The organism is Streptomyces sp. NPDC024632, assembly GCF_055559175.1.
The window spans coordinates 302,773-321,296 of record NZ_JBVHLD010000001.1; the positions used below are offsets into that span (position 1 = coordinate 302,773).

The 18,524-nt window shown below is 72.1% G+C and carries 16 protein-coding genes; 4 read left to right on the forward strand and 12 right to left on the reverse strand.

Annotated features, from left to right (window positions below):
* The gene (locus tag ACZ37P_RS01345) at positions 1 to 1,350 is read right to left on the reverse strand and encodes a class II 3-deoxy-7-phosphoheptulonate synthase (protein WP_355334194.1); all 1,350 of its coding nucleotides are present in this window, start codon (positions 1,348 to 1,350) and stop codon (positions 1 to 3) included.
* 375 nt (positions 1,351 to 1,725) lie between these two features.
* On the opposite strand from ACZ37P_RS01345, the gene ACZ37P_RS01350 reads away from it, so the two are divergent.
* Both ACZ37P_RS01350 and ACZ37P_RS01355 read left to right on the forward strand, forming a co-directional pair.
* Positions 1,726 to 4,491 (forward strand): N-acetylmuramoyl-L-alanine amidase, encoded by a 2,766-nt coding sequence (locus tag ACZ37P_RS01350; RefSeq protein WP_467344608.1) that lies wholly within the window; start codon positions 1,726 to 1,728, stop codon positions 4,489 to 4,491.
* A 262-nt stretch (positions 4,492 to 4,753) separates the two neighbouring features.
* Positions 4,754 to 6,709, forward strand: coding sequence for an anthranilate synthase family protein (locus ACZ37P_RS01355; protein WP_467344245.1), 1,956 nt, complete (start codon positions 4,754 to 4,756; stop codon positions 6,707 to 6,709).
* A gap of 84 nt (positions 6,710 to 6,793) precedes the next feature.
* Here ACZ37P_RS01355 and ACZ37P_RS01360 read toward each other — a convergent pair whose 3' ends face one another.
* The 5 genes from ACZ37P_RS01360 to ACZ37P_RS01380 all read right to left on the reverse strand — a co-directional run bounded on the left by ACZ37P_RS01360 (position 6,794) and on the right by ACZ37P_RS01380 (position 11,620).
* Entirely contained in the window at positions 6,794 to 7,450 is a 657-nt protein-coding gene (locus tag ACZ37P_RS01360; RefSeq protein ID WP_391159794.1) for a uridine kinase family protein, read from the reverse strand.
* 154 nt (positions 7,451 to 7,604) lie between these two features.
* On the reverse strand, positions 7,605 to 8,633 hold the full coding sequence (locus tag ACZ37P_RS01365; protein WP_355334200.1) for a 6-phosphofructokinase: 1,029 nt from the start codon (positions 8,631 to 8,633) through the stop codon (positions 7,605 to 7,607).
* Between the two features lie 71 nt (positions 8,634 to 8,704).
* A complete protein-coding gene (locus ACZ37P_RS01370) occupies positions 8,705 to 9,388 on the reverse strand; it encodes a response regulator (protein ID WP_188285457.1) in 684 nt (227 codons plus the stop codon).
* Positions 9,385 to 10,713 (reverse strand): MacS family sensor histidine kinase, encoded by a 1,329-nt coding sequence (macS, locus tag ACZ37P_RS01375; RefSeq protein WP_467344248.1) that lies wholly within the window; start codon positions 10,711 to 10,713, stop codon positions 9,385 to 9,387. The genes ACZ37P_RS01370 and macS overlap by 4 nt, the downstream gene beginning before the upstream one ends.
* A 25-nt stretch (positions 10,714 to 10,738) precedes the next feature.
* Positions 10,739 to 11,620 carry a lysophospholipid acyltransferase family protein gene (locus tag ACZ37P_RS01380; protein WP_467344250.1) on the reverse strand — a complete coding sequence of 294 codons (882 nt, stop codon included), beginning with the start codon at positions 11,618 to 11,620 and terminating at the stop codon, positions 10,739 to 10,741.
* Positions 11,621 to 11,885: 265 nt separating this feature from the next.
* On the opposite strand from ACZ37P_RS01380, the gene ACZ37P_RS01385 reads away from it, so the two are divergent.
* Together ACZ37P_RS01385 and ACZ37P_RS01390 are read left to right on the forward strand one after the other, a co-directional pair.
* Positions 11,886 to 12,710: an alpha/beta hydrolase gene (locus tag ACZ37P_RS01385; RefSeq protein ID WP_355334207.1), complete on the forward strand. Its 825-nt coding sequence runs from the start codon at positions 11,886 to 11,888 to the stop codon at positions 12,708 to 12,710.
* Positions 12,703 to 13,383 carry a hypothetical protein gene (locus tag ACZ37P_RS01390; RefSeq protein ID WP_391043914.1) on the forward strand — a complete coding sequence of 227 codons (681 nt, stop codon included), beginning with the start codon at positions 12,703 to 12,705 and terminating at the stop codon, positions 13,381 to 13,383. Before ACZ37P_RS01385 ends, ACZ37P_RS01390 begins: the two co-directional genes overlap by 8 nt.
* Positions 13,384 to 13,417: 34 nt before the next feature.
* Here the strand turns inward: ACZ37P_RS01390 and ACZ37P_RS01395 are convergent, their stop codons facing one another.
* From ACZ37P_RS01395 to ACZ37P_RS01420, 6 genes are all read right to left on the reverse strand, one after another.
* Positions 13,418 to 14,263, reverse strand: a complete 846-nt coding sequence (locus ACZ37P_RS01395) for an endonuclease/exonuclease/phosphatase family protein (protein WP_401852896.1) — start codon at positions 14,261 to 14,263, stop codon at positions 13,418 to 13,420.
* Positions 14,264 to 14,267: 4 nt separating this feature from the next.
* The gene (locus ACZ37P_RS01400; protein ID WP_355334214.1) at positions 14,268 to 15,209 is read right to left on the reverse strand and encodes an ROK family glucokinase; all 942 of its coding nucleotides are present in this window, start codon (positions 15,207 to 15,209) and stop codon (positions 14,268 to 14,270) included.
* 55 nt (positions 15,210 to 15,264) lie between these two features.
* Entirely contained in the window at positions 15,265 to 15,669 is a 405-nt protein-coding gene (locus ACZ37P_RS01405; RefSeq protein ID WP_355334216.1) for a DUF5304 family protein, read from the reverse strand.
* A 148-nt stretch (positions 15,670 to 15,817) separates the two neighbouring features.
* Positions 15,818 to 17,107: an ArsA family ATPase gene (locus tag ACZ37P_RS01410; protein ID WP_467344251.1), complete on the reverse strand. Its 1,290-nt coding sequence runs from the start codon at positions 17,105 to 17,107 to the stop codon at positions 15,818 to 15,820.
* Positions 17,108 to 17,111: 4 nt separating this feature from the next.
* Positions 17,112 to 17,627: an SRPBCC family protein gene (locus ACZ37P_RS01415; protein WP_401303812.1), complete on the reverse strand. Its 516-nt coding sequence runs from the start codon at positions 17,625 to 17,627 to the stop codon at positions 17,112 to 17,114.
* Between the two features lie 109 nt (positions 17,628 to 17,736).
* Positions 17,737 to 18,498 (reverse strand): metallophosphoesterase family protein, encoded by a 762-nt coding sequence (locus ACZ37P_RS01420; RefSeq protein WP_355334223.1) that lies wholly within the window; start codon positions 18,496 to 18,498, stop codon positions 17,737 to 17,739.
* Positions 18,499 to 18,524: the final 26 nt, after the last annotated feature.

Genomic DNA, 18,524 nt, shown 5'->3' on the forward strand with positions numbered 1-18,524 from the left:
CTACTGCCCGCGGTACATCTCGGCCACGAGGAAGGCCAGGTCCAGCGACTGGCTGCGGTTGAGCCGCGGGTCGCAGGCCGTCTCGTACCGCTGGTGCAGGTCGTCGACGAAGATCTCGTCGCCGCCGCCGACGCACTCGGTGACATCGTCACCGGTCAGCTCGACGTGGATGCCGCCCGGGTGCGTACCGAGGGCGTGGTGCACCTCGAAGAAGCCCTTGACCTCGTCGAGCACGTCGTCGAAGCGCCGGGTCTTGTGGCCGGAGGCCGCCTCGAAGGTGTTGCCGTGCATCGGGTCGGAGACCCAGGCGACCTGCGCGCCGGACGCGGTGACCTTCTCCACCAGCGTCGGCAGCTTGTCGCGCACCTTGTCGGCGCCCATCCGCACGATGAAGGTCAGCCGCCCCGGCTCGCGCTCCGGGTCGAGGCGCTCGATGTAGGAGAGCGCCTCCTCCGGGCTGGTGCCGGGACCGAGCTTGATGCCGATCGGGTTGCTGATCCGGGACGCGAACTCGATGTGCGCCCCGTCGAGCTGCCGGGTCCGCTCGCCGATCCACACCATGTGGCCCGACACGTCGTACAGCCGGCCGGTCCGCGAGTCGGTACGGGTCAGCGCGGTCTCGTAGTCGAGCAGCAGCGCCTCGTGGGAGGCGTAGAACTCGACCGTGCGGAACTCGGCCGGGTCGGTGCCGCAGGCGGCCATGAAATTCAGCGCGTTGTCGATCTCGCGGGCCAGCGCCTCGTAACGCTGCCCGGACGGCGAGGACTTGACGAAGTCCTGGTTCCACGCGTGCACCTGGCGCAGGTCGGCGTAACCGCCGGTGGTGAAGGCGCGCACCAGGTTCAGCGTGGACGCGGACGCGTGGTACATCCGCTTGAGCCGCTCGGGGTCCGGGATGCGGGCCTCGGGGGTGAAGTCGAAGCCGTTGACCGAGTCGCCGCGGTAGGTCGGCAGGGTCACGCCGTCGCGGGTCTCGGTCGGCTTGGAGCGCGGCTTGCTGTACTGCCCGGCGATCCTGCCGACCTTGACCACCGGCACGGACGCCGCGTAGGTGAGCACCGCTCCCATCTGGAGCAGCGTCTTGAGCTTGTTGCGGATCTGGTCCGCGCCGACGGCGTCGAACGCCTCCGCGCAGTCACCGCCCTGGAGCAGGAACGCCTCACCCTTGGCCACAGCCGCCAGGCGACTGCGCAACTGGTCGCACTCCCCCGCGAAGACGAGCGGCGGATACGAGGCGAGGTCGGCGATCACATCGCGCAGAGCCTCGGAGTCGGGCCACTCAGGCTGCTGCGCCGCGGGAAGAGAATGCCAGGTGTTGTCACCGGCGTGGATATCTGCGTTCACGGTCACGGGCCCAACATTACGGGGTCGTGTCACGTGCTTATGGCCCCGCTCAGGAAGTGAGACGGACCCGGTGGCCACCATCGGTCGAAAACGGAGGCGAAAGGTCCGGCGGGCGACACGGACCCGGTCCACTCCTGCCCCTTCCGTGACTGCTAATGTCTGGCCGCCTAGGCCCGTCGGGCTGATTGCACGAGCGGTCCAGCAGCCGAAGGGGCCGTTCGCGATCCGCCGGACCGGCCCCAGGGCCGGTGACCGCCAAACCCCGCGGTCATCAAGGGGAGGGCGCGCGACTCGCGTGCCGGAATAGCCGAGGGCTGCGCGTTGACACGTAGACACCGCCGGAAGAAATCACTGATCGCTTACGGAGCCGCCGCCGTCGTGCTGGCCTCCGTCGCCACCTACGGCACCATCGCCATCGCGACACCGTCATCCGGGGGCGGGACGGACGCGAAGGCGGAGGGCTCCACCACCTCGTTGCAGGACGCCTTCGCGTCCGCGGCGAAGGAGTTCAAGGTCCCGCAGAGCGTGCTGATGGCCGTTTCGTACCAGCAGACGCTGTGGGAAGCGCACAACGGACAGCCGAGCACCACGGGCGCGTACAACGTCATGGGGCTGACCCAGGTCGAGCCCGAGGACCTGGAGGAGTCGAGCACCGCCGACAAGCTGGCGGAGGTGAACCTCAGCGGCGACCCGGTGGTCACCAAGCACTTCAACGCCGCGCGGGCGCTCAGGTCCGACCCGGCGAAGGTGAACACCGACGACCCGCGGCTGCACACGCTGGACGCGGCGGCCAAGCTGACCCGTACCTCGCAAGAGGACGTACGCACCGACGAGCGGCAGAGCGTCCGCGCGGGCGCCGCGCTGCTCGCGCGGTACCAGAAGGAGGCCACCGGCTCGCTGCCGGCCGACCCCGGCCAGTGGTACGCGGGCATCGCGCGCTACAGCCAGTCGACCGACCCGCAGGGCGCGCAGCTCTTCGCGGAGCGCGTGCTGGGCTCGGTGAAGACCGGCGTCAGCCGGGTCACCACCGACGGCCAGTCGCTGACGCTGCCCGCCGACCCGACGGTGCGGGTGGTCAAGCCCGCCAAGGTCCCGGTGACGGCGACGTTCGCGAGCACGGCGGCCGTCCCGACCCCCGAGTGCCCGGCCGAGCTGCACTGCACCTTCGACCCGGCCACCTACGCCAAGGCCGGTTCCGCGGCGGACGACTTCGGCAACTACAACGAGTCGAACCGGCCCGCCAACGGCGAGGACATCCGCTACATCGTCATCCACGACGCCGAGGGCACCTTCGCGGGCACCCTGGCGACATTCAAGGACGTGTCCCGGTACGCCAGCGCCCACTACGTGGTCGGCGGCCAGGGCCAGGTCGCCCAGGCCGTGGAGACCAAGAACGAGGCGTGGCACGCTGCCAACAAGACCGTGAACATGCACTCGGTCGGCATCGAGCACGAGGGCTACGCGATCAAGAAAGGCCAGTGGGTCTCCGAGCAGGAGTACCAGTCCTCGGCGACGCTGGTGAAGTACCTGGCCGCGAAGTTCAACATCCCGCTGGACCGTGAGCACATCATCGGCCACGACGAGGTGCCGGGCGTGCTCGACACCAACGTCAGCGCGCAGCACTGGGACCCGGGACCGTTCTTCGACTGGAACCACTACATGTCGCTGCTCGGCGCGCCCGACGGCGCCGGCGGCGCGGGCGGTCCGGTCAAGGCCGGCCAGCTCGTGCGGGTCGTCCCGCCGTACAGCACGGCGAACCAGCCGAAGCTGACCAACGGCGGCACCGCGGTGGCCGCGCAGCCCGCGAACTTCCTGTACCTGTACACCTCGCCGTCCACCACGGCCGCGCAGCCGACCGACCCGTACGTCGGTACGGGCCCGCTGCCGACCGAGGGCTCCAACTGGTCGAACAAGGTCCTCGCGGGCGGCGCCTACGTCGTCGCCGAGGCGCAGAACGACTGGACGGCCATCTGGTACGGCGGCAAGAAGCTGTGGTTCCGCAACCCCGGCGGCCAGTACACCTCGGTCGTCGCGCCGACCAGCGTGATCACCCCGAAGACCGGCGCGACCTCGATCCCGGTCTACGGCCGGGCGTATCCGGAGGACGCGGCGTACACCGGCACCAACGTGCCGGTGCAGTCGCAGAACAACGCGTCGCTGACGAAGTACAGCGTGCTGTCCGGGCAGGCGTACCCGACGGCGGGTGTGCAGAAGGCGGGCGACTACTGGTTCGCGGGGACCTTCGCGGGCACCGCGGCCGGTGACCGCACGCTGGTGCAGGGCAAGACGAACCTCTTCTACCCGATCCGCTACAACCACCGGATCGCCTGGGTGAAGGCCGGCGACGTCCAGCTCAAGACCAGCACGGCGGCGGACTCCGGCACCACGCGCTACAACCTGCTGGCCCGCGACGCCTCCGGCGGCCTGTACCAGTACCAGGGCACGGGCAGCGCGACCACGCCCTTCTACACGAAGTTCAAGGTCGGTCCCGGCTGGCAGATCTTCAACACGGTCACCGCGATGACCGCGCTGCGCGCGGACGGCACCGGTGACCTGGTGGCCCGCGACACCTCGGGCGTGCTCTGGTACTACCAGGGCAGCGGCAAGCCGTCCGGGCCGTTCAAGGCGCGGCTGAAGACCGGGGCGGGCTGGGGCGTCTACAACATGATCATCGGCGCCCGGGACATCACCGGGGACGGCAAGCCGGACCTGATCGCGCGCGACTCCTCGGGCAACCTGTGGCTGTACAAGGGCACGGGCAACCCGGCGGCGCCGTTCGCGGCCAAGGTGAAGATCGGTCCCGGCTGGAACATCTTCAATATGCTGATCAGCACGGGTGACATCACCGGCGACGGCAAGGCGGACCTGCTGGCCCGCGACACCGCCGGTGTGCTGTGGCTGTACAAGGGCACCGGCAGCCCCACCGCCCCGTACGCGGCGCGGGTGAAGGTCGGCGGCGGCTGGAACGCGTACAACACCATCGTCGGGGTCAGCGACCTCAACGGCGACGGGAAGCCGGACGCCGTGGCGCGGGACGCCTCGGGCACCTTGTGGTTCTACAAGGGCACCGGGACGGCGACGGGCGGACCCTTCGCTGCCAAGTCCCAGATCGGCGGCGGCTGGAACGCGTACAACCTGCTGTTCTGACCCACCGCCGCCGCGCGTGACCACGGGCCCGGCCCGCGGGTGGAACCGGCTGTCCCACCCGCGGGCCGTGCGCTAAGGTCGGCGGTATGAACGCGCCGACAACGACGATTCAGTCGCTGAACCAGAACTGGTGGTGGACCGCTCCTCCGGCGGCCCACTGATCGCGCGCACGACACTTCGCGAAGGCCGCCCCCAGGGGCGGCCTTCGGCGTTTCCCCGCCGGGCCGGCCGCCCCTTCCGAACTCCCTTGGAAGGAACCGCCGTGCACGTCACCCAGCCCACCCCGCACGCCCTCGTCGAGCGCCTGACCGCCCCCGGCTGCCCGCCGTTCGCGCTGCTGCACCGCCGTACGCCCGGCCGCCCGGACGAAGTGGTGGAGGTGCTGCTCGGCCCGGTCGGGTCCGTCGAGCGGCTGGCCGACATCCCGCTGCCGACGGGTGCGCCCGCCGACGGCTCCCCGGCCACCGACGCGCTCGCCCTCGTCCCGTTCCGGCAGATCCGCGAGCGCGGCTTCGACGTCCACGACGACGGCACCCCGCTGACCGTCCTGCGGCCCGACGAGTCGTACGCGTTCGCGCTCGCCGACCTGCTGGCCGCGCTGCCCGACCGCGAGGTACGCGTCGAGGGCGGCGACTTCGACGTGGACGACGACACCTACGCGGGCATCGTCGAGCGGGTCATCGAGGACGAGATCGGGCGCGGCGAGGGCGCCAACTTCGTGATCCGCCGCACCTTCCGGGGCACGGTCGCCGACCACGGCCCGGACGCGGCGCTCGCGCTCTTCGCCCGGCTGCTGCGCGGCGAGCGCGGCGCGTACTGGACGTATGTGGTGCACACGCCCGAGCGCACCCTGGTCGGGGCGAGCCCCGAGGTGCACGTACGGATGTCGGGCAGCGCGGTGGTGATGAACCCGATCAGCGGCACCTACCGCTACCCGGCCGAAGGGCCGTCGGCCGAGGGGCTGCTGGCGTTCCTGCACGACCCGAAGGAGGTGGAGGAGCTGACGATGGTCGTGGACGAGGAGCTGAAGATGATGTGCACCGTCGGCGACCTCGGCGGGGTCGTCGTCGGCCCGCGGCTGAAGGAGATGGCCCATCTCGCGCACACCGAGTACGAGTTGCGCGGGCGCTCCACCATGGACGTGCGGGACGTGCTGCGCGAGACGCTGTTCGCCGCGACCGTGACCGGCTCACCGGTGCAGAACGCGTGCCGGGTCATCGAGCGCTACGAGCCGGTCGGGCCCGACGGCGCGGGGCGCGGCTACTACGCGGGCGCGCTCGCCCTGCTCGGCCGCGACGCGGGCGGCGCGCAGACCCTGGACTCGCCGATCCTCATCCGCACCGCCGACATCTCCCCGGCCGGGGAGCTGAAGGTGCCGGTCGGCGCGACCCTCGTCCGGCACTCCGATCCGTACGGCGAGGTCGCCGAGACCCACGCCAAGGTCGCCGGGGTGCTGACCGCCCTCGGGGTCCGCCCGGCCCCCGCGGCCCCGGCGAGCGGGGTACGGCCGAGGCTGGCCGACGACATCCGGGTACGGGCGGCGCTGGACGCCCGGCGGGCGCACCTCGCCCCGTTCTGGCTGCGGATGCGGACCGCGCGCACGGACGAGGCGCCGCCGACCGGGCACGCGCTGGTGGTGGACGGCGAGGATACCTTCACCGCGATGCTCGCGCACGTCCTGCGCTCCTCGGGGCTGGCCGTGACGGTACGGCGCTTCGACGAGCCCGGTCTGCGGGAGGCCGCCCTGGGCCACCCGGGGCCGGTCGTCCTCGGCCCCGGGCCCGGCGACCCGTCGGACACCGCCGACCCCAAGATGCGGCTGCTGCGCGGCCTGGCGGCCGATCTCGTCGCCCGGCACCGGCACGGCATCCTCGGGGTCTGCCTCGGCCACGAACTGCTCGCCGCCGAACTCGGCCTCGACATCGTCCGCAAGGCGCGTCCCGCGCAGGGTGCCCAGGAGCGGATCGACTTCTTCGGACGCCCCGAGACCGTCGGCTTCTACAACACCTTCACCGCCCGCTGCGCCCCCGGTTCCGCCGTCGCGGAGGAACTGGCCATGCACCAGGTCGAGTTGAGCCTGGACCCCGCCACCGGCGACGTCCACGCCCTGCGCGGCCCCGGCTTCGCCGGCGTCCAGTTCCACCCCGAGTCCGTCCTGACCCTGAACGGCCCCGCCCTGGTGGCCGAGCTGCTGACGTCGGTGACGGTCGCAACCTGAAGGTCCGCCCGGCGGGCGGCGGTTCCTCGTTCCTCAGGGGCGCGAGGAACCGCGCGGCCACGTCCCACCGGCCGGTGGGAGGGATCAGACCGCGAGCGGCTCGGCCTGCGGGGCGAGTGCCGCCACGCTGTGGCTGATCGCGCAGCTCCCCGCACTCCTCGGGGGCAGCGTCATGAGCGCGGTCACCGCACGCAGCATCGACGCGCCGTCCGCCGTGCCGTCGAGCACGAGATCGGCACGGGCCCGGGACGGGGCGACGTAGGCCGCGTGGCGTTCGCGTCCGCTCTGAAGGTAGTTGAGGAGGGAGAGCCGCGGGTCCTGGCCGAGGACGTCGATCTTGCGGAGGATCTTCCGGGCCAGCCGGATGTCGTCCGGCGTGTCGACGTAGACGCGCCAGGTGGCGCGGGCGACGACGGCGGGGAGGGTGAGGGCGAACAGGCCCTCGACGACGACCAGCCGGTACCGCCCGCCGGAGGTCGCGGCGTCGACGGCCGCCGTGACGGCCCCCTCGTCGATGGAACCCGGATGGTTCCAGTCCAGCGTGTCGGCGCCCGAGGCGCTCCGCGTACGTACCCCGCGCACAGGATCGTGCGCGGGGACGTAGAAGTCGTCGAGATGGATGAGACCGACGGTCTCCGGGTCATGCCGCGCCAACGCCTCGGCAAGCGTGGACTTGCCGGATGCGGTGCCGCCTGCGACCGCCAGTAGGGGCACGTGCTGCCCACTCGCCACACCCGTCATACCGGGCGCTCCTCATGTGCTCAATGGGGGGAAACGAAGCGGCGGGACTGGACAGGTCCGATGCCGGGTGGAGGGAGAATAGGGCGAGGAGATCGCTGGTGACAAGCGGTGTCGGGCAAGCGACGGGCAAAAGAATTTCCGGCGGGGAGCAGCCCTAGCCGAAGAAGACGCCGACCTCCTCGTAGAGCAGCGGATCGACGGTCTTGATACGGGCGGTGGCGTCCGCGATCGGCACCCGGACGATGTCGGTGGCGCGCAGCGCGACCATCGTGCCGAAGTCCCCGTCCCGGACCGCCTCGATGGCGTGCAGGCCGAAGCGGGTGGCGAGCCAGCGGTCGAAGGCGCTGGGGGTGCCGCCGCGCTGGACGTGGCCGAGGACGGTGGTCCTGGCCTCCTTGCCGGTGCGCTTCTCAATCTGTTTGGCCAGCCATTCGCCGATCCCGGAGAGCCGGACGTGGCCGAAGGAGTCCAGGGTGCCGTCCTTGAGGACCATGTCGCCGTCCTTGGGCATGGCGCCCTCGGCGACGACCACGATCGGCGCGTAGCGGATCTTGAAGCGGCTCTCGACCCACGCGCAGACCTGGTCGAGATCGAAGCGCTGTTCCGGGATGAGGATGACGTTGGCCCCGCCCGCGAGGCCGGAGTGCAGGGCTATCCAGCCCGCGTGCCGTCCCATGACCTCGACGACCAGGACGCGCATGTGGGACTCGGCGGTGGTGTGCAGCCGGTCGATGGCCTCGGTGGCGATGTTGACCGCGGTGTCGAAGCCGAAGGTGTAGTCGGTGGCGTCGAGGTCGTTGTCGATGGTCTTGGGGACGCCGACGACCTTGACGCCGTGTTCGTCGTGGAGGGTGGCTGCCACGCCGAGGGTGTCCTCGCCGCCGATCACGATGAGCGCGTCCACGCCCTGTTCGACGAGATTGCGCTGGACGCGCTCCACGCCGCCCTCGACCTTGAGCGGGTTGGTGCGGGAGGACCCGAGTATGGTGCCGCCGCGCGGCAGGATGCCGCGCACGGCCGGGATGTCGAGCGGCACGATGTCCCCTTCGAGGGGACCGCGCCAACCGTCCCGGTAGCCGGTGAATTCGTACCCGTACTCCTGGACGCCTTTACGGACGATGCCGCGAATGACCGCGTTGAGACCTGGGCAGTCACCGCCGCCGGTCAGAACTCCGACCCGCATGGACTCTTCCCTTCGTCGCAAGCCAGCTGTGCCGGATGTGACAAACACCGGCCAAGCTAGCGTGACTTGGGTCACATGTCGCCGTCCAGGTCGCCGTCAAGACCGGCCTCGATCGCGTATCGGACAAGCTCGACGCGATTGTGGAGCTGGAGTTTGCCGAGGGTGTTCTGCACGTGGTTCTGCACGGTCCGGTGGGAGATGACCAGGCGCTGCGCGATCTGCTTGTAGCTCAGGCCCTTGGCGACCAGCCGCAGCACCTCGGTCTCGCGCTCGGTGAGCCGGGGCGCGGCGGGTTCGCCGGTCGTGGCGGGCGGCGGCACGGTCGCGAGCCTGCGGTACTCGCCGAGCACGAGTCCGGCCAGGCCCGGCGTGAACACCGGGTCCCCGACGGCGGTCCTGCGCACCGCGTCGACCAGTTCGTCGCGGCCCGCGGACTTCAGCAGATAGCCGGTGGCACCGGACTTCACCGCCTCCAGGACGTCCTCGTGCTCGCCGCTGGCGGACAGCACCAGGACGCGGACGGCGGGGTCGTCCGACATGACCTGCTTGCACACCTGCACGCCGGAGGCGCCGGGCAGGTTGAGGTCGAGGACGATCACCTGCGGGCGGGCGGCGCGCGCCCGCCTGATCGCCTCGGGGCCGTCGCCCGCGGTGGCCACCACCGTGAAGCCGGAGTCGGACAGATCGCGGGCCACGGCGTCGCGCCACATGGGGTGGTCGTCGACGACCATCACCGTCACGGACTGGTCGGTCATGCGGTCCTGCTTCCCTCTGTCTCGCTGAGTACGGGCACGGGCCGGGACACGGGGTCAGGGCCGGATACGGGCGCGGGGTCGGTGTCCTCCGGCTCGGACACGGGCGGGGGGCCGGGCTCGGACACGGGCGCGCGGTCGGGGTCGGGCTCGGCAGCAGGCTCGAACGCGGGCGCGGGGTCGGTGTGCTTCGACGCCCCCCTGGGCAGCCGCAGTTCGACCTCCGTGCCCTGGCCCGGCACCGACTCCACCACGGCGGTGCCGCCGAGGTCCCGCAGCCGGCCGCGGATCGACTGGGCGACACCGAGCCGCCCCTCGTCCTCCGCCGCGGCCAGCCGCCCCTCGGAAATGCCCGGGCCGTCGTCCCGCACGCTGACCAGCACCGCGTCCGGCTCGTCCTCGACCAGAATCCAGGCGTGCGCGCCGTCACCCGCGTGCTTGCGCACATTGTCCAGCGCCGCGCCCACGGCGGCGGTCAGTTCGGCCGCCGCGTCCGGTGCGAGCAGGACGGGCGTGCCGGGCGCGGACAGCGTGACGCTCGCCGAGGCGTACGGCGTGAGGAGCGTGGTGAGGTCGTGCGGGCCTGACGTCAGCGCGTCACCGGCGCCGCGCGCCTCGGGCAGCGGGCCGCCGGTGATCAGGGTGCGCAGCGCGGCCTCCTGCTCACCCGCCATCCGGCCCAGCTCCGCGGCCTCTCCCCCGGCCTGGTTGCCGCGCCGCTGCACCATGGCGAGCACCTGGAGGACGCCGTCGTGGATGTCGCGGGCCAGCCGCTCGCGCTCCCGGGTGGCGGCCTCGATCTGGAGGGCGCGGGCCAGGGTGCGCTCACTGGCCCGCGCGACCTCGACCACATAGCCGATGGCGATGCTCGCCACCCAGATCAGTACGACATTGTGCAGGGTGTCGCGGCTGGGGGTGCCGCGCTCGATCAGGTCAGCGGCGGCGACCAGCGTGGAGGCGACCGCGGCCCACCGCCAGCCGCCCTTGACGGCGAAGGCCAGCACCGAGCCCGCGGTCCATATCGACGGCAGCGTGAAGGAGCCCGAGTCGATCCTGGCCTGGGTGTCGACCACGGCGGTGAGCAGGATGCCGGTGATCGCGACCGTGAGGTCGATGGTCAGGAAGCGCTTGGTGCAGCGCTCGGCCGACATCACGCGGCCGAGCGTGGACAGCGTCCACACCGCGAGCACCAGCATGTACGCGCCGGCGCCGAGCGGGTGCAGCAGGTCGTTGTACGCGTAGACGTACAGCGACAGCGCGTAGCCGAGGGTCAGGACACGGTAGGCGACCAGCGCGCGCCACAGCGGCTGTTCGACGGACATCCTCATGCCGGGTCCCCTCCCCCGCGGCCGGTCACTGGCCTGCGGGTTGCTCCTGCTTTATGTCGCCGGGGCCGCCCTCGCCGGTTCCCCCGGTGCCGGAGTCCCCGGTGCCGGAGTCCCCGGTGCCGGAGTCCCCGCCCGTACCGGATTCCCCGCCCGTACCGGATTCCCCGCCCGTACCGGAGTCCCGGCCCCCCGCCTTCTCCAGTTCGGCGGCGCGCTTGGCGGCCTCGGCGATCTGGCGCTTGGCGGCGGTGGCGTAGATGTCCACGTACTCCTGGCCGGACAGCTTCATGATCTCGTACATCACCTCGTCGGTGACCGAGCGCAGGATGAAGCGGTCGCCCTCCATGCCGTGGTAGCGGCTGAAGTCCAGCGGCTTGCCGATCCGGATGCCGGGGCGGATGGAGAGCTTGGGCATCACCTGGCCGACCGGCTGCACCTTCTCGGTGTCGATCATCGCGACCGGGATCACCGGGGCGCCGCTGGCCAGCGCGACACGGGCGAGCCCGCCGGGCTTGCCGCGGTAGAGGCGGCCGTCGGGCGAGCGGGTGCCCTCGGGGTAGATGCCGAACAGCTCACCGCGCTCCAGCACCGCGATGCCGCTCTTGACCGCGGCCTCGCCCGCGCCGCGCGCGCCCGAGCGGTCCACCGGGAGCTGTCCGACGCCCTTGAAGAAGGCGGCCGTCAGCTTCCCCTTGACTCCGGGGGAGGTGAAGTATTCGGCCTTCGCGATGAAGGTGACCTTGCGGTCCAGCATCGCGGGCAGGAAGAAGGAGTCCGAGAAGGACAGGTGGTTGCTCGCCAGGATCGCCGGCCCTTCCCTGGGGATGTTCTCCAGGCCCTCCACCCAGGGGCGGAAGGCAGCCTTGAGCGGCGAGCCGATGGCGATCTTCATCGCACCGTAGAACAACCGAGGACCTCCTGTAGCCGACGGGAAGACCTTAACGCCAGTCGGGCCCGGTCTCTCCCCACGCACCCCGGCACCGCGGCCACGCCGTGACGACATCACGGCACCGTCGTGCCGCCGCCATGAAGGTGCCATGGTCACGCCACGGCCGCCCGGGCCACGCTCGCCGCGGCCACCGACGGGGCTTACCGCTTGGTATCCGGTCCGCGTACGCTGAACCTCTCACCTTCGTGTACCCGCGATCGCGCCCTCGAACAGGAGACCCACGGTGCCGCTCATGCCCGGAGCCGAGCCGTACCGCCATGACGGCGGCGAGATCGGCGTCCTGATCTGTCACGGATTCACCGGTACACCGCAGTCCATGCGTCCCTGGGGCGAATATCTGGCCGCCCGCGGGCTGACCGTCTCCGTTCCCCTGCTGCCCGGCCACGGCACCCGCTGGCAGGACATGCAGGTCACCGGCTGGCAGGACTGGTACGCCGAGGTCGACCGCGAGCTGCGGTCGCTGTCCGACCGCTGCTCGCAGGTCTTCGTCTGCGGTCTGTCGATGGGCGGCACACTGGCGCTGCGGCTGGCCGAGCGGCACGGCGCCGCGATCAGCGGGCTCGTGCTGGTGAACCCGTCGGTGAAGGCCGACAGCCTCCAGCTCAAGGCGGTGCCCGTGCTGCGGCACCTGGTGCCGTCGGTGCCCGGTATCGCCAGCGACATCGCGCGTGAGGGCGGCGCCGAGCTCGGCTACGACCGGACGCCGCTGCACGCCGTGCACTCGCTCAGCAAGTTCTGGCCCGTCGTGCACGCCGGGCTGCCGCAGGTCACCCAGCCGCTGCTGCTCCTGCACAGCAGGGTCGACCATGTGGTGCACCCGTCGAATTCGGCGGTGGTGCTCAGCAAGGTCTCCTCGACCGATGTCACCGAGCGGGTGCTGGAGCGCAGCTTCCACGTCGCCACGCTCGACCACGACGCCGAGCAGATCTTCACGGAGTCGTACGACTTCATCCAGCGGCTGTCCCGGCCAGGCGGGGAGCCCGCAGGGGACCTCGCCGAGGGCGGCGCGGCCGACGAAGCGGTAAAGGGGGGTACGGCCGGTGGCTGACCGCGAGGACGAGGGCACCGCACCGCAGGAGGAGCCGGCCCGTCCGCCGCTCGACGAGGACGCGGCGTGGGCCGCGCTGATCGCCGGCTACGACGACGAGCCCGAGCCGGGGTCGGTGGCGTGGCCGGACTCGGAGAACGTCACGGAGACGGCCTCGGGACCCACCACGTCGGGCACGGGTCAGCGGCCGGGCGACCGGTCGGCGGACGGCTCGGGGGCCGGCTCCGGGCGTGCCTCGGGGAACAGCCCGGGGGACGGCTCGGCGGACGCGGAGAAGGACGGCGAGAAGGACGACGAGGGCGAGGCCGGGACCGGCACGAAGGCGGACGCCGGACGTCCCGCGCTGCCCGGCTCCAGCCGCAGCATCGTCGTGCACCCGGTCATCCAGGGTCCGCGCGACTACGAACTGGCCGACGACGACGAGGACGCGCATTACGTGCCGCCCGAGCCGCCGCCGCTGCCCGACGCGGACGTCACCACGAAATTCGCCTGGATCGCGGTCCTGGGCGGACCGCTGCTCATGCTGGGCTTCGTCCTCTTCCAGGTCGAACTCACCTGGTGGGCCATCCTCTTGGGCGTCGGCGGATTCCTCGGCGGCTTCACGACGCTGGTCGCGCGGATGCGTACGGGAGAGGACGACGACGACCTGCCGGGCGGCGGGGCCGTCGTCTGAGGCCCCGCGTCCCTGACGAGGAGCGGCGGCGGGGCTAACCCGCCGCTTCCGCCTCGGCTTCGGCCTCGGTACCGGCCCGCGCGTCCGCCCCGGCCTCCGCTTCCGCGTCGCCCTCCGCTTCCGCCTCCATCGCGGTGGCGGGTACGCGGAGCGCGGCGAGCACCGGCATGTGGTCGGTGGCCGCGTACAGATCGGCCTCGTTGACTCCGGGCAGGCCCAACGGGACCCCGCAGCCCAGCACCTCGATGCCCGGTGTGCTGAAGACGGCGTCGATCCGCTGGAACGGCGCCCGGTGGTTGGTGATCTCGGCGCCCCACGGCGCGGTGGCGTAGCCGTCCTGGAGGACGTCGGCGATCCGGGAGAAGCCGGGGCGGTCCGGCGGCTCGTTGAAGTCGCCGCCCAGCACCACATACGGCTCGCCCATCGCGGCCACCCGGTCCAGTACGTATCCGGCCTGCTCGTACCGCTCGGCGGGCGACAGGCTCAGGTGGGTGGAGACGGCGGCCAGCCGCGCGCCGCCGATCCTGAGCACGGCGGTCGCGAACCCCCGCTGGTGCAGCGGGGGCCGGTGCGGCATGAGCGGATCCTCCACCCGCTCCACATGCGCGCGGAGCGAGGAAAGGATCATCGGGCCCGCGGCGGTCGCCCCGCCGGTCACGTACACCAGGCCGGACGCACGGGCGAGGCGGGCCGCGGCCTTACGCCATCGGAAGAACCGCGGAGCCTCTTGGACGAGGACGAGATCGGGGGCGCAGGCTCGGATCACCCGGGCCAGCGCCGCCGTGTCGTCCCGCATGGAACGGATGTTGTAGCTGAGCACGCGGACGACCGCCGAGCCCCCCGGCTCGGTGGCGGAACTCGGCAGATCCTCCACTGTCATCGTGTCAGCCCTGTCGTGCCAGGTCGGCCGCGCCCACCAGCCCCGCCTTGCCGCCGAGTTGGGCGGCCAGTACCTGCGCGTGCGGACGCCACTCCCCGCCGATCAGCCAGCGCCGGAAGGACTTGCGGATCGGGTCGAGGACCAGTTCGCCCTCGTCCGACACACCGCCTCCGACGATGAACGCCGACGGGTCGAAGAGCGAGGCCAGGTCGGCCAGCCCCGCGCCCGCCCAACGGGCCAGCTCGCGGAAGGAGTCGACGGCGACCGGGTCGCCCTGGCGGGCGGCGGCACTGATGTGCCTGCCCTCGATGCCGTCGACCGTGCCGTCGCCGAGGGCGAGCAGCACTTCCGCGTTCTCCGGGGTGGCGTTGGCCCGCTGCTTCGCGTACCTGACCAGCGCGCGCCCGGACGCGTACTGCTCCCAGCAGCCCTGACTGCCGCAACCGCACAGCAGCCCGTCGGGCACGACCCGGATGTGACCGAACTCGGCCGCGACGCCGAACCGGCCGCGCCGCAGCTTGTTGCCGATGATGATGCCGCCGCCGAGACCCGTTCCGAGCGTGATGCAGATCACATCGGAATGTCCCTGCCCGGCACCGAACCGGTACTCGCCCCAGGCCGCCGCGTTGGCGTCGTTCTCCACGACCACGGGGAGCCCGACACGCTGCTCGACCTTGTCCTTCAGTGCCTCGTGCCGCCAGTTGATATTGGGGGCGAAGAGGACGGTGGCGCGCTTGTCGTCGACATAGCCGGCGGCGCCGATGCCGACGGCTTCGATCTGGTGACCGGTGCTGACCTGGCGTACCGCCTCCACGATCGCGTCGATGACGCCCTCGGGAGTCGGCGGCGTCGGCACCTTGACGGTCTCGAGAATCGAGCCTTCCTCGTCGACCACGCCGGCCGCGATTTTGGTGCCGCCGATGTCGACGCCGATGGTGAGTCCCATGTGTCCCTCAGTTTTCGGTCGATCCCCGCTTAGGAGAACCGTACCGGAGGGGAGGTCAGTCGAGGTCGATGTGTTCAGTCGGTGAACTCGGAGCGCGGTCCTCGCCCGTCCACCGCGTCTCGTGTTGGGCCACCGCAGAGCGGTATGCGGCGAGCAGTTCGGCTCCCGCGGCCGTCAGATGGTCGAACACATCCGGATTACGGTCCTTGATGGGTTCGACAACTGAACGCACCTGGGACATGACGCCCTGGGCGGCCATCTGTACCGCGGGGTTCCGCAGCGCCCCCAGTTTGTCCGTGACGGCCTCGCCGAACGCCTCCGCGAGGCGGCGCAGCTCCTCGCCCGCGCTGCCGACTCCCTGCCCCGCCTGCTCGCGCCGTCTGGCGTGCTCGGCCGCGATGTCCTCGGCGCTGGCCTTCGCCCAGGCGTCGGCGTCGGGACGTTCCGTGGATTCGCTCATGATCGGCTCCAAAAGGGGCGCTCCGGGCTGGTTGCGTCGGCTCCCTCGACGGTACCCGACCGGCCGACGGGACAGCGGGTACCGGCGGCGGGCAGCCGGGAACGGGCAGCCGGCGCCGGGGAGCCCGGGGAGGGCCGGGGGCGCCCGCTCAGTTCGGCCAGAGCGCCGGGTCGGGCGTGAACCGTACGCGCAGCACGCCGTCCCGCAGCGCGGCGCCGGAGACCGTACAGCGGCGCAGGGCGGACGGCAGCGGCACGATCCGCCGGAAGCCGCCCGCGTCCAGGACGAGTTCGTCGCCGCGGCGGACCAGGTCGAGCCCTTCGCGGCTCGCGCCGGGCAGCGGCAGCGGCAGCGACCACACGAAGTGGCCCTCGGCCGCGAGGCGGTCGTCGACGGTCCAGGGGTCCGCGGCCCGCGAACCCGAGACACCGGCTCGAGGAGAGCGGTGCTCGAAGGTGTCGACGGCCAGCGCCGCCAGTTCCGCGGGTCCTCGCGGTTCCGCGCCCAGGTGCGGCAGTTCGCGCAGCGCCACCGCGTCGGCCGCACAGGTCTCGGCCATCGCCTTGAGCCGGTCCTGCTGGCGGGCGCCGAGCCCGGCGAGGAAGGGGTCGGCGGAGTCGGCGGGCAGCAGCCGGTTGGCGACCACGGCTTCGAGGCGGTGGCCGAACAGGGCGAGTCCGGTACGGGCGTCGCGCAGGACGCGCTCGGCGTGCGGTCCCGGCTCCACGACGACCGCCACGGTCGTCCCGGTGTCCTCGATCACCGACTGCACGGCGGACAGCTCGCGGTCGGCGCGGGCGGCGGCCTCGTACGCCCACTCGGCGGGCATCGGGACCCCGGCGAGCTGGGCGAGCACCGGGCGCAGCGCGCGGGCGGCCTGCCGGTCGGCGGGCAGCAACCGCCGCAGGTAGCGCCGCAGTTGTTCCGGCAGGGCGAGCAGCGCGACGGCGTCGCGCACGGGCGGCAGGTCGACGACGACCAGGTCCCACGGCGGCCGGTCGTCGTGGCCGACGGTGTGCACGTCGCGCAGCGCCCGCAGCAGGGCGAGCGCGTCGGCGCCGGGGACCTCGGTCAGCTCCTCGGGGTCGAGGGGGGCCGCGCCGAGCATGTCGAGCAGGGTGCCGATCCGCTGCTGGAGGTCGAGGGTGGCGGCCCGGTAGGAGGCGGCGGTGTCGACGGCCGCGACCCGCAGTTCCGGCACGCCGTCCACCGCGCTGGGGCGGCCGAGCGCGGGTGATCCGGACAGCGGTCCCGCGGCCTCGGGCGCGGCGGACAGCGGCAGCAGGGCGGCCACGTCGGCGCGGTCGCCGGTGAGCAGCACCGTACGGACGCCGTCGCGGGCGGCGGCCACGGCGGTCGCCGCCGCGACCGTGGTGCGGCCCGCGCCTCCGTGGCCGGTGACGAGCAGGGTGCGGGGCGGTCGCGGGGCGCGGGTCACCGGGTCAGGCCGGGTCGTCGGGCTTGGCGGCGGAGTCGGCCGCGGAATCCGGCACGCCGGCCGCGTCCCCGCTCTCGCCGCTCCCGGACTCGACGCGCTTCTTCAGGCCCGCGAGCGCCCGGTCGATGATGACCTTCTCCGCCTTGCGCTTGATCATGCCGAGCATGGGGATCTTGACGTCCACGGTGAGCTGGTACGTCACCTCGGTGCGCGTGCCGCCGTCGCGCGGCGCGAGGGCGTAGGAGCCGTCGAGGGTGCGCAGCATCTGGGACTTGACCAGCGACCAGCGCACCTCGGTGGCGCTGATCCAGGTGTACGCCAGGGTGTGGTCGTCCTTGATCGCCCCGGCGTCGAGCACCAGCCGGACCTGCTCGGCGCGGCCTTCGGCGTCGGTGGCGAGGACTTCCGCCTCCTTGACCTCTCCCGTCCACTCCGGGTAGCGGCCGAAGTCGGCGATGACGCCCATGACGGCGGCCGGAGCCGCCTCGATCGTGATGCTCGACTTCGTGTGTTCCGCCATCGCCGTAGCCCCTCCGGGACATCGCATGCCATTGCTGCTGAAGGCTACCGCGTGCAGGTGGGGCGGCCGTCACCGCTGCGGGCGCCGCCGGTCGCGTCCGGCGGCCGGGTCACCACTCCAGGACCCACGGCCGGCGGGTGTGGTTGAAATGCCCGACGTTGACGCATTCGGTGCGGCCGATCCGGGTGCGCGGCACCAGCGGCTGGTGGACGTGGCCGAAGAGCGCGAATTTGGGCCGGACGGTGTGGATCGCCTCCAGCAGCGCCTGGCTGCCGCGCTCGAAGCGCCGGGCGGCGGTGTCGTAGCAGAGTTCCGGGATCGCGGGCGGGATGTGGGAGCAGAGCACGTCGACCGGGCCGAGGGCGGCGACCTTGGCCGCGTACTCCTCCTCGGAGATTTCGTACGGGGTGCGCATCGGGGTGCGCAGGCCGCCGCCGACGAAGCCGAAGACCCGGCCGCCGATCTCGGCGGTCGCGCCGTCCAGGACGGTGGTGCCGGGGCCCGCGTACTCCGGCCAGAGGGCCGGGATGTCGACGTTGCCGTAGGTGGCGTACGTCGGGGCGGGGAAGGCGGCGAACAGCTCCGCGTACTGCTTGCGTACCGCGGACTCGATGGCGGTGCGCCGGTCGGTCCCGGCCCACAGCTCCTGGTCCAGGACCCTGGCCTCGTCGAAGCGGCGGGCGGTGCGCAGCTCGACCATCCGGTCGGCGTTGGCGACGCCGAAGAGGTCGGGGAAGATGCCGCGGGAGTGGTCGGCGTAGTCGAGGAAGAGGACCAGGTCGCCCAGGCAGACCAGCGCGTCCGCGCCGTCCCCGGCCCGGCTCAGGGCCTCGGCAGCGCCATGGACGTCACTCACCACATGGACCCGCATGCGGACACTTTATAGCCGGGCACGCC

Excerpts from the sequence above, each read along its gene's own strand:
- ACZ37P_RS01360 (WP_391159794.1), bottom strand. The coding sequence starts at position 7,450 with ATGACGGGTGTGGCGAGTGGGCAGCACGTGCCCCTACTGGCGGTCGCA.
- ACZ37P_RS01365 (WP_355334200.1), bottom strand. The coding sequence starts at position 8,633 with ATGCGGGTCGGAGTTCTGACCGGCGGCGGTGACTGCCCAGGTCTCAAC.
- ACZ37P_RS01370 (WP_188285457.1), bottom strand. The coding sequence starts at position 9,388 with ATGACCGACCAGTCCGTGACGGTGATGGTCGTCGACGACCACCCCATG.
- macS (WP_467344248.1), bottom strand. The coding sequence starts at position 10,713 with ATGAGGATGTCCGTCGAACAGCCGCTGTGGCGCGCGCTGGTCGCCTAC.
- ACZ37P_RS01395 (WP_401852896.1), bottom strand. The coding sequence starts at position 14,263 with ATGACAGTGGAGGATCTGCCGAGTTCCGCCACCGAGCCGGGGGGCTCG.
- ACZ37P_RS01400 (WP_355334214.1), bottom strand. The coding sequence starts at position 15,209 with ATGGGACTCACCATCGGCGTCGACATCGGCGGCACCAAAATCGCGGCC.
- ACZ37P_RS01405 (WP_355334216.1), bottom strand. The coding sequence starts at position 15,669 with ATGAGCGAATCCACGGAACGTCCCGACGCCGACGCCTGGGCGAAGGCC.
- ACZ37P_RS01415 (WP_401303812.1), bottom strand. The coding sequence starts at position 17,627 with ATGGCGGAACACACGAAGTCGAGCATCACGATCGAGGCGGCTCCGGCC.
- ACZ37P_RS01420 (WP_355334223.1), bottom strand. The coding sequence starts at position 18,498 with ATGCGGGTCCATGTGGTGAGTGACGTCCATGGCGCTGCCGAGGCCCTG.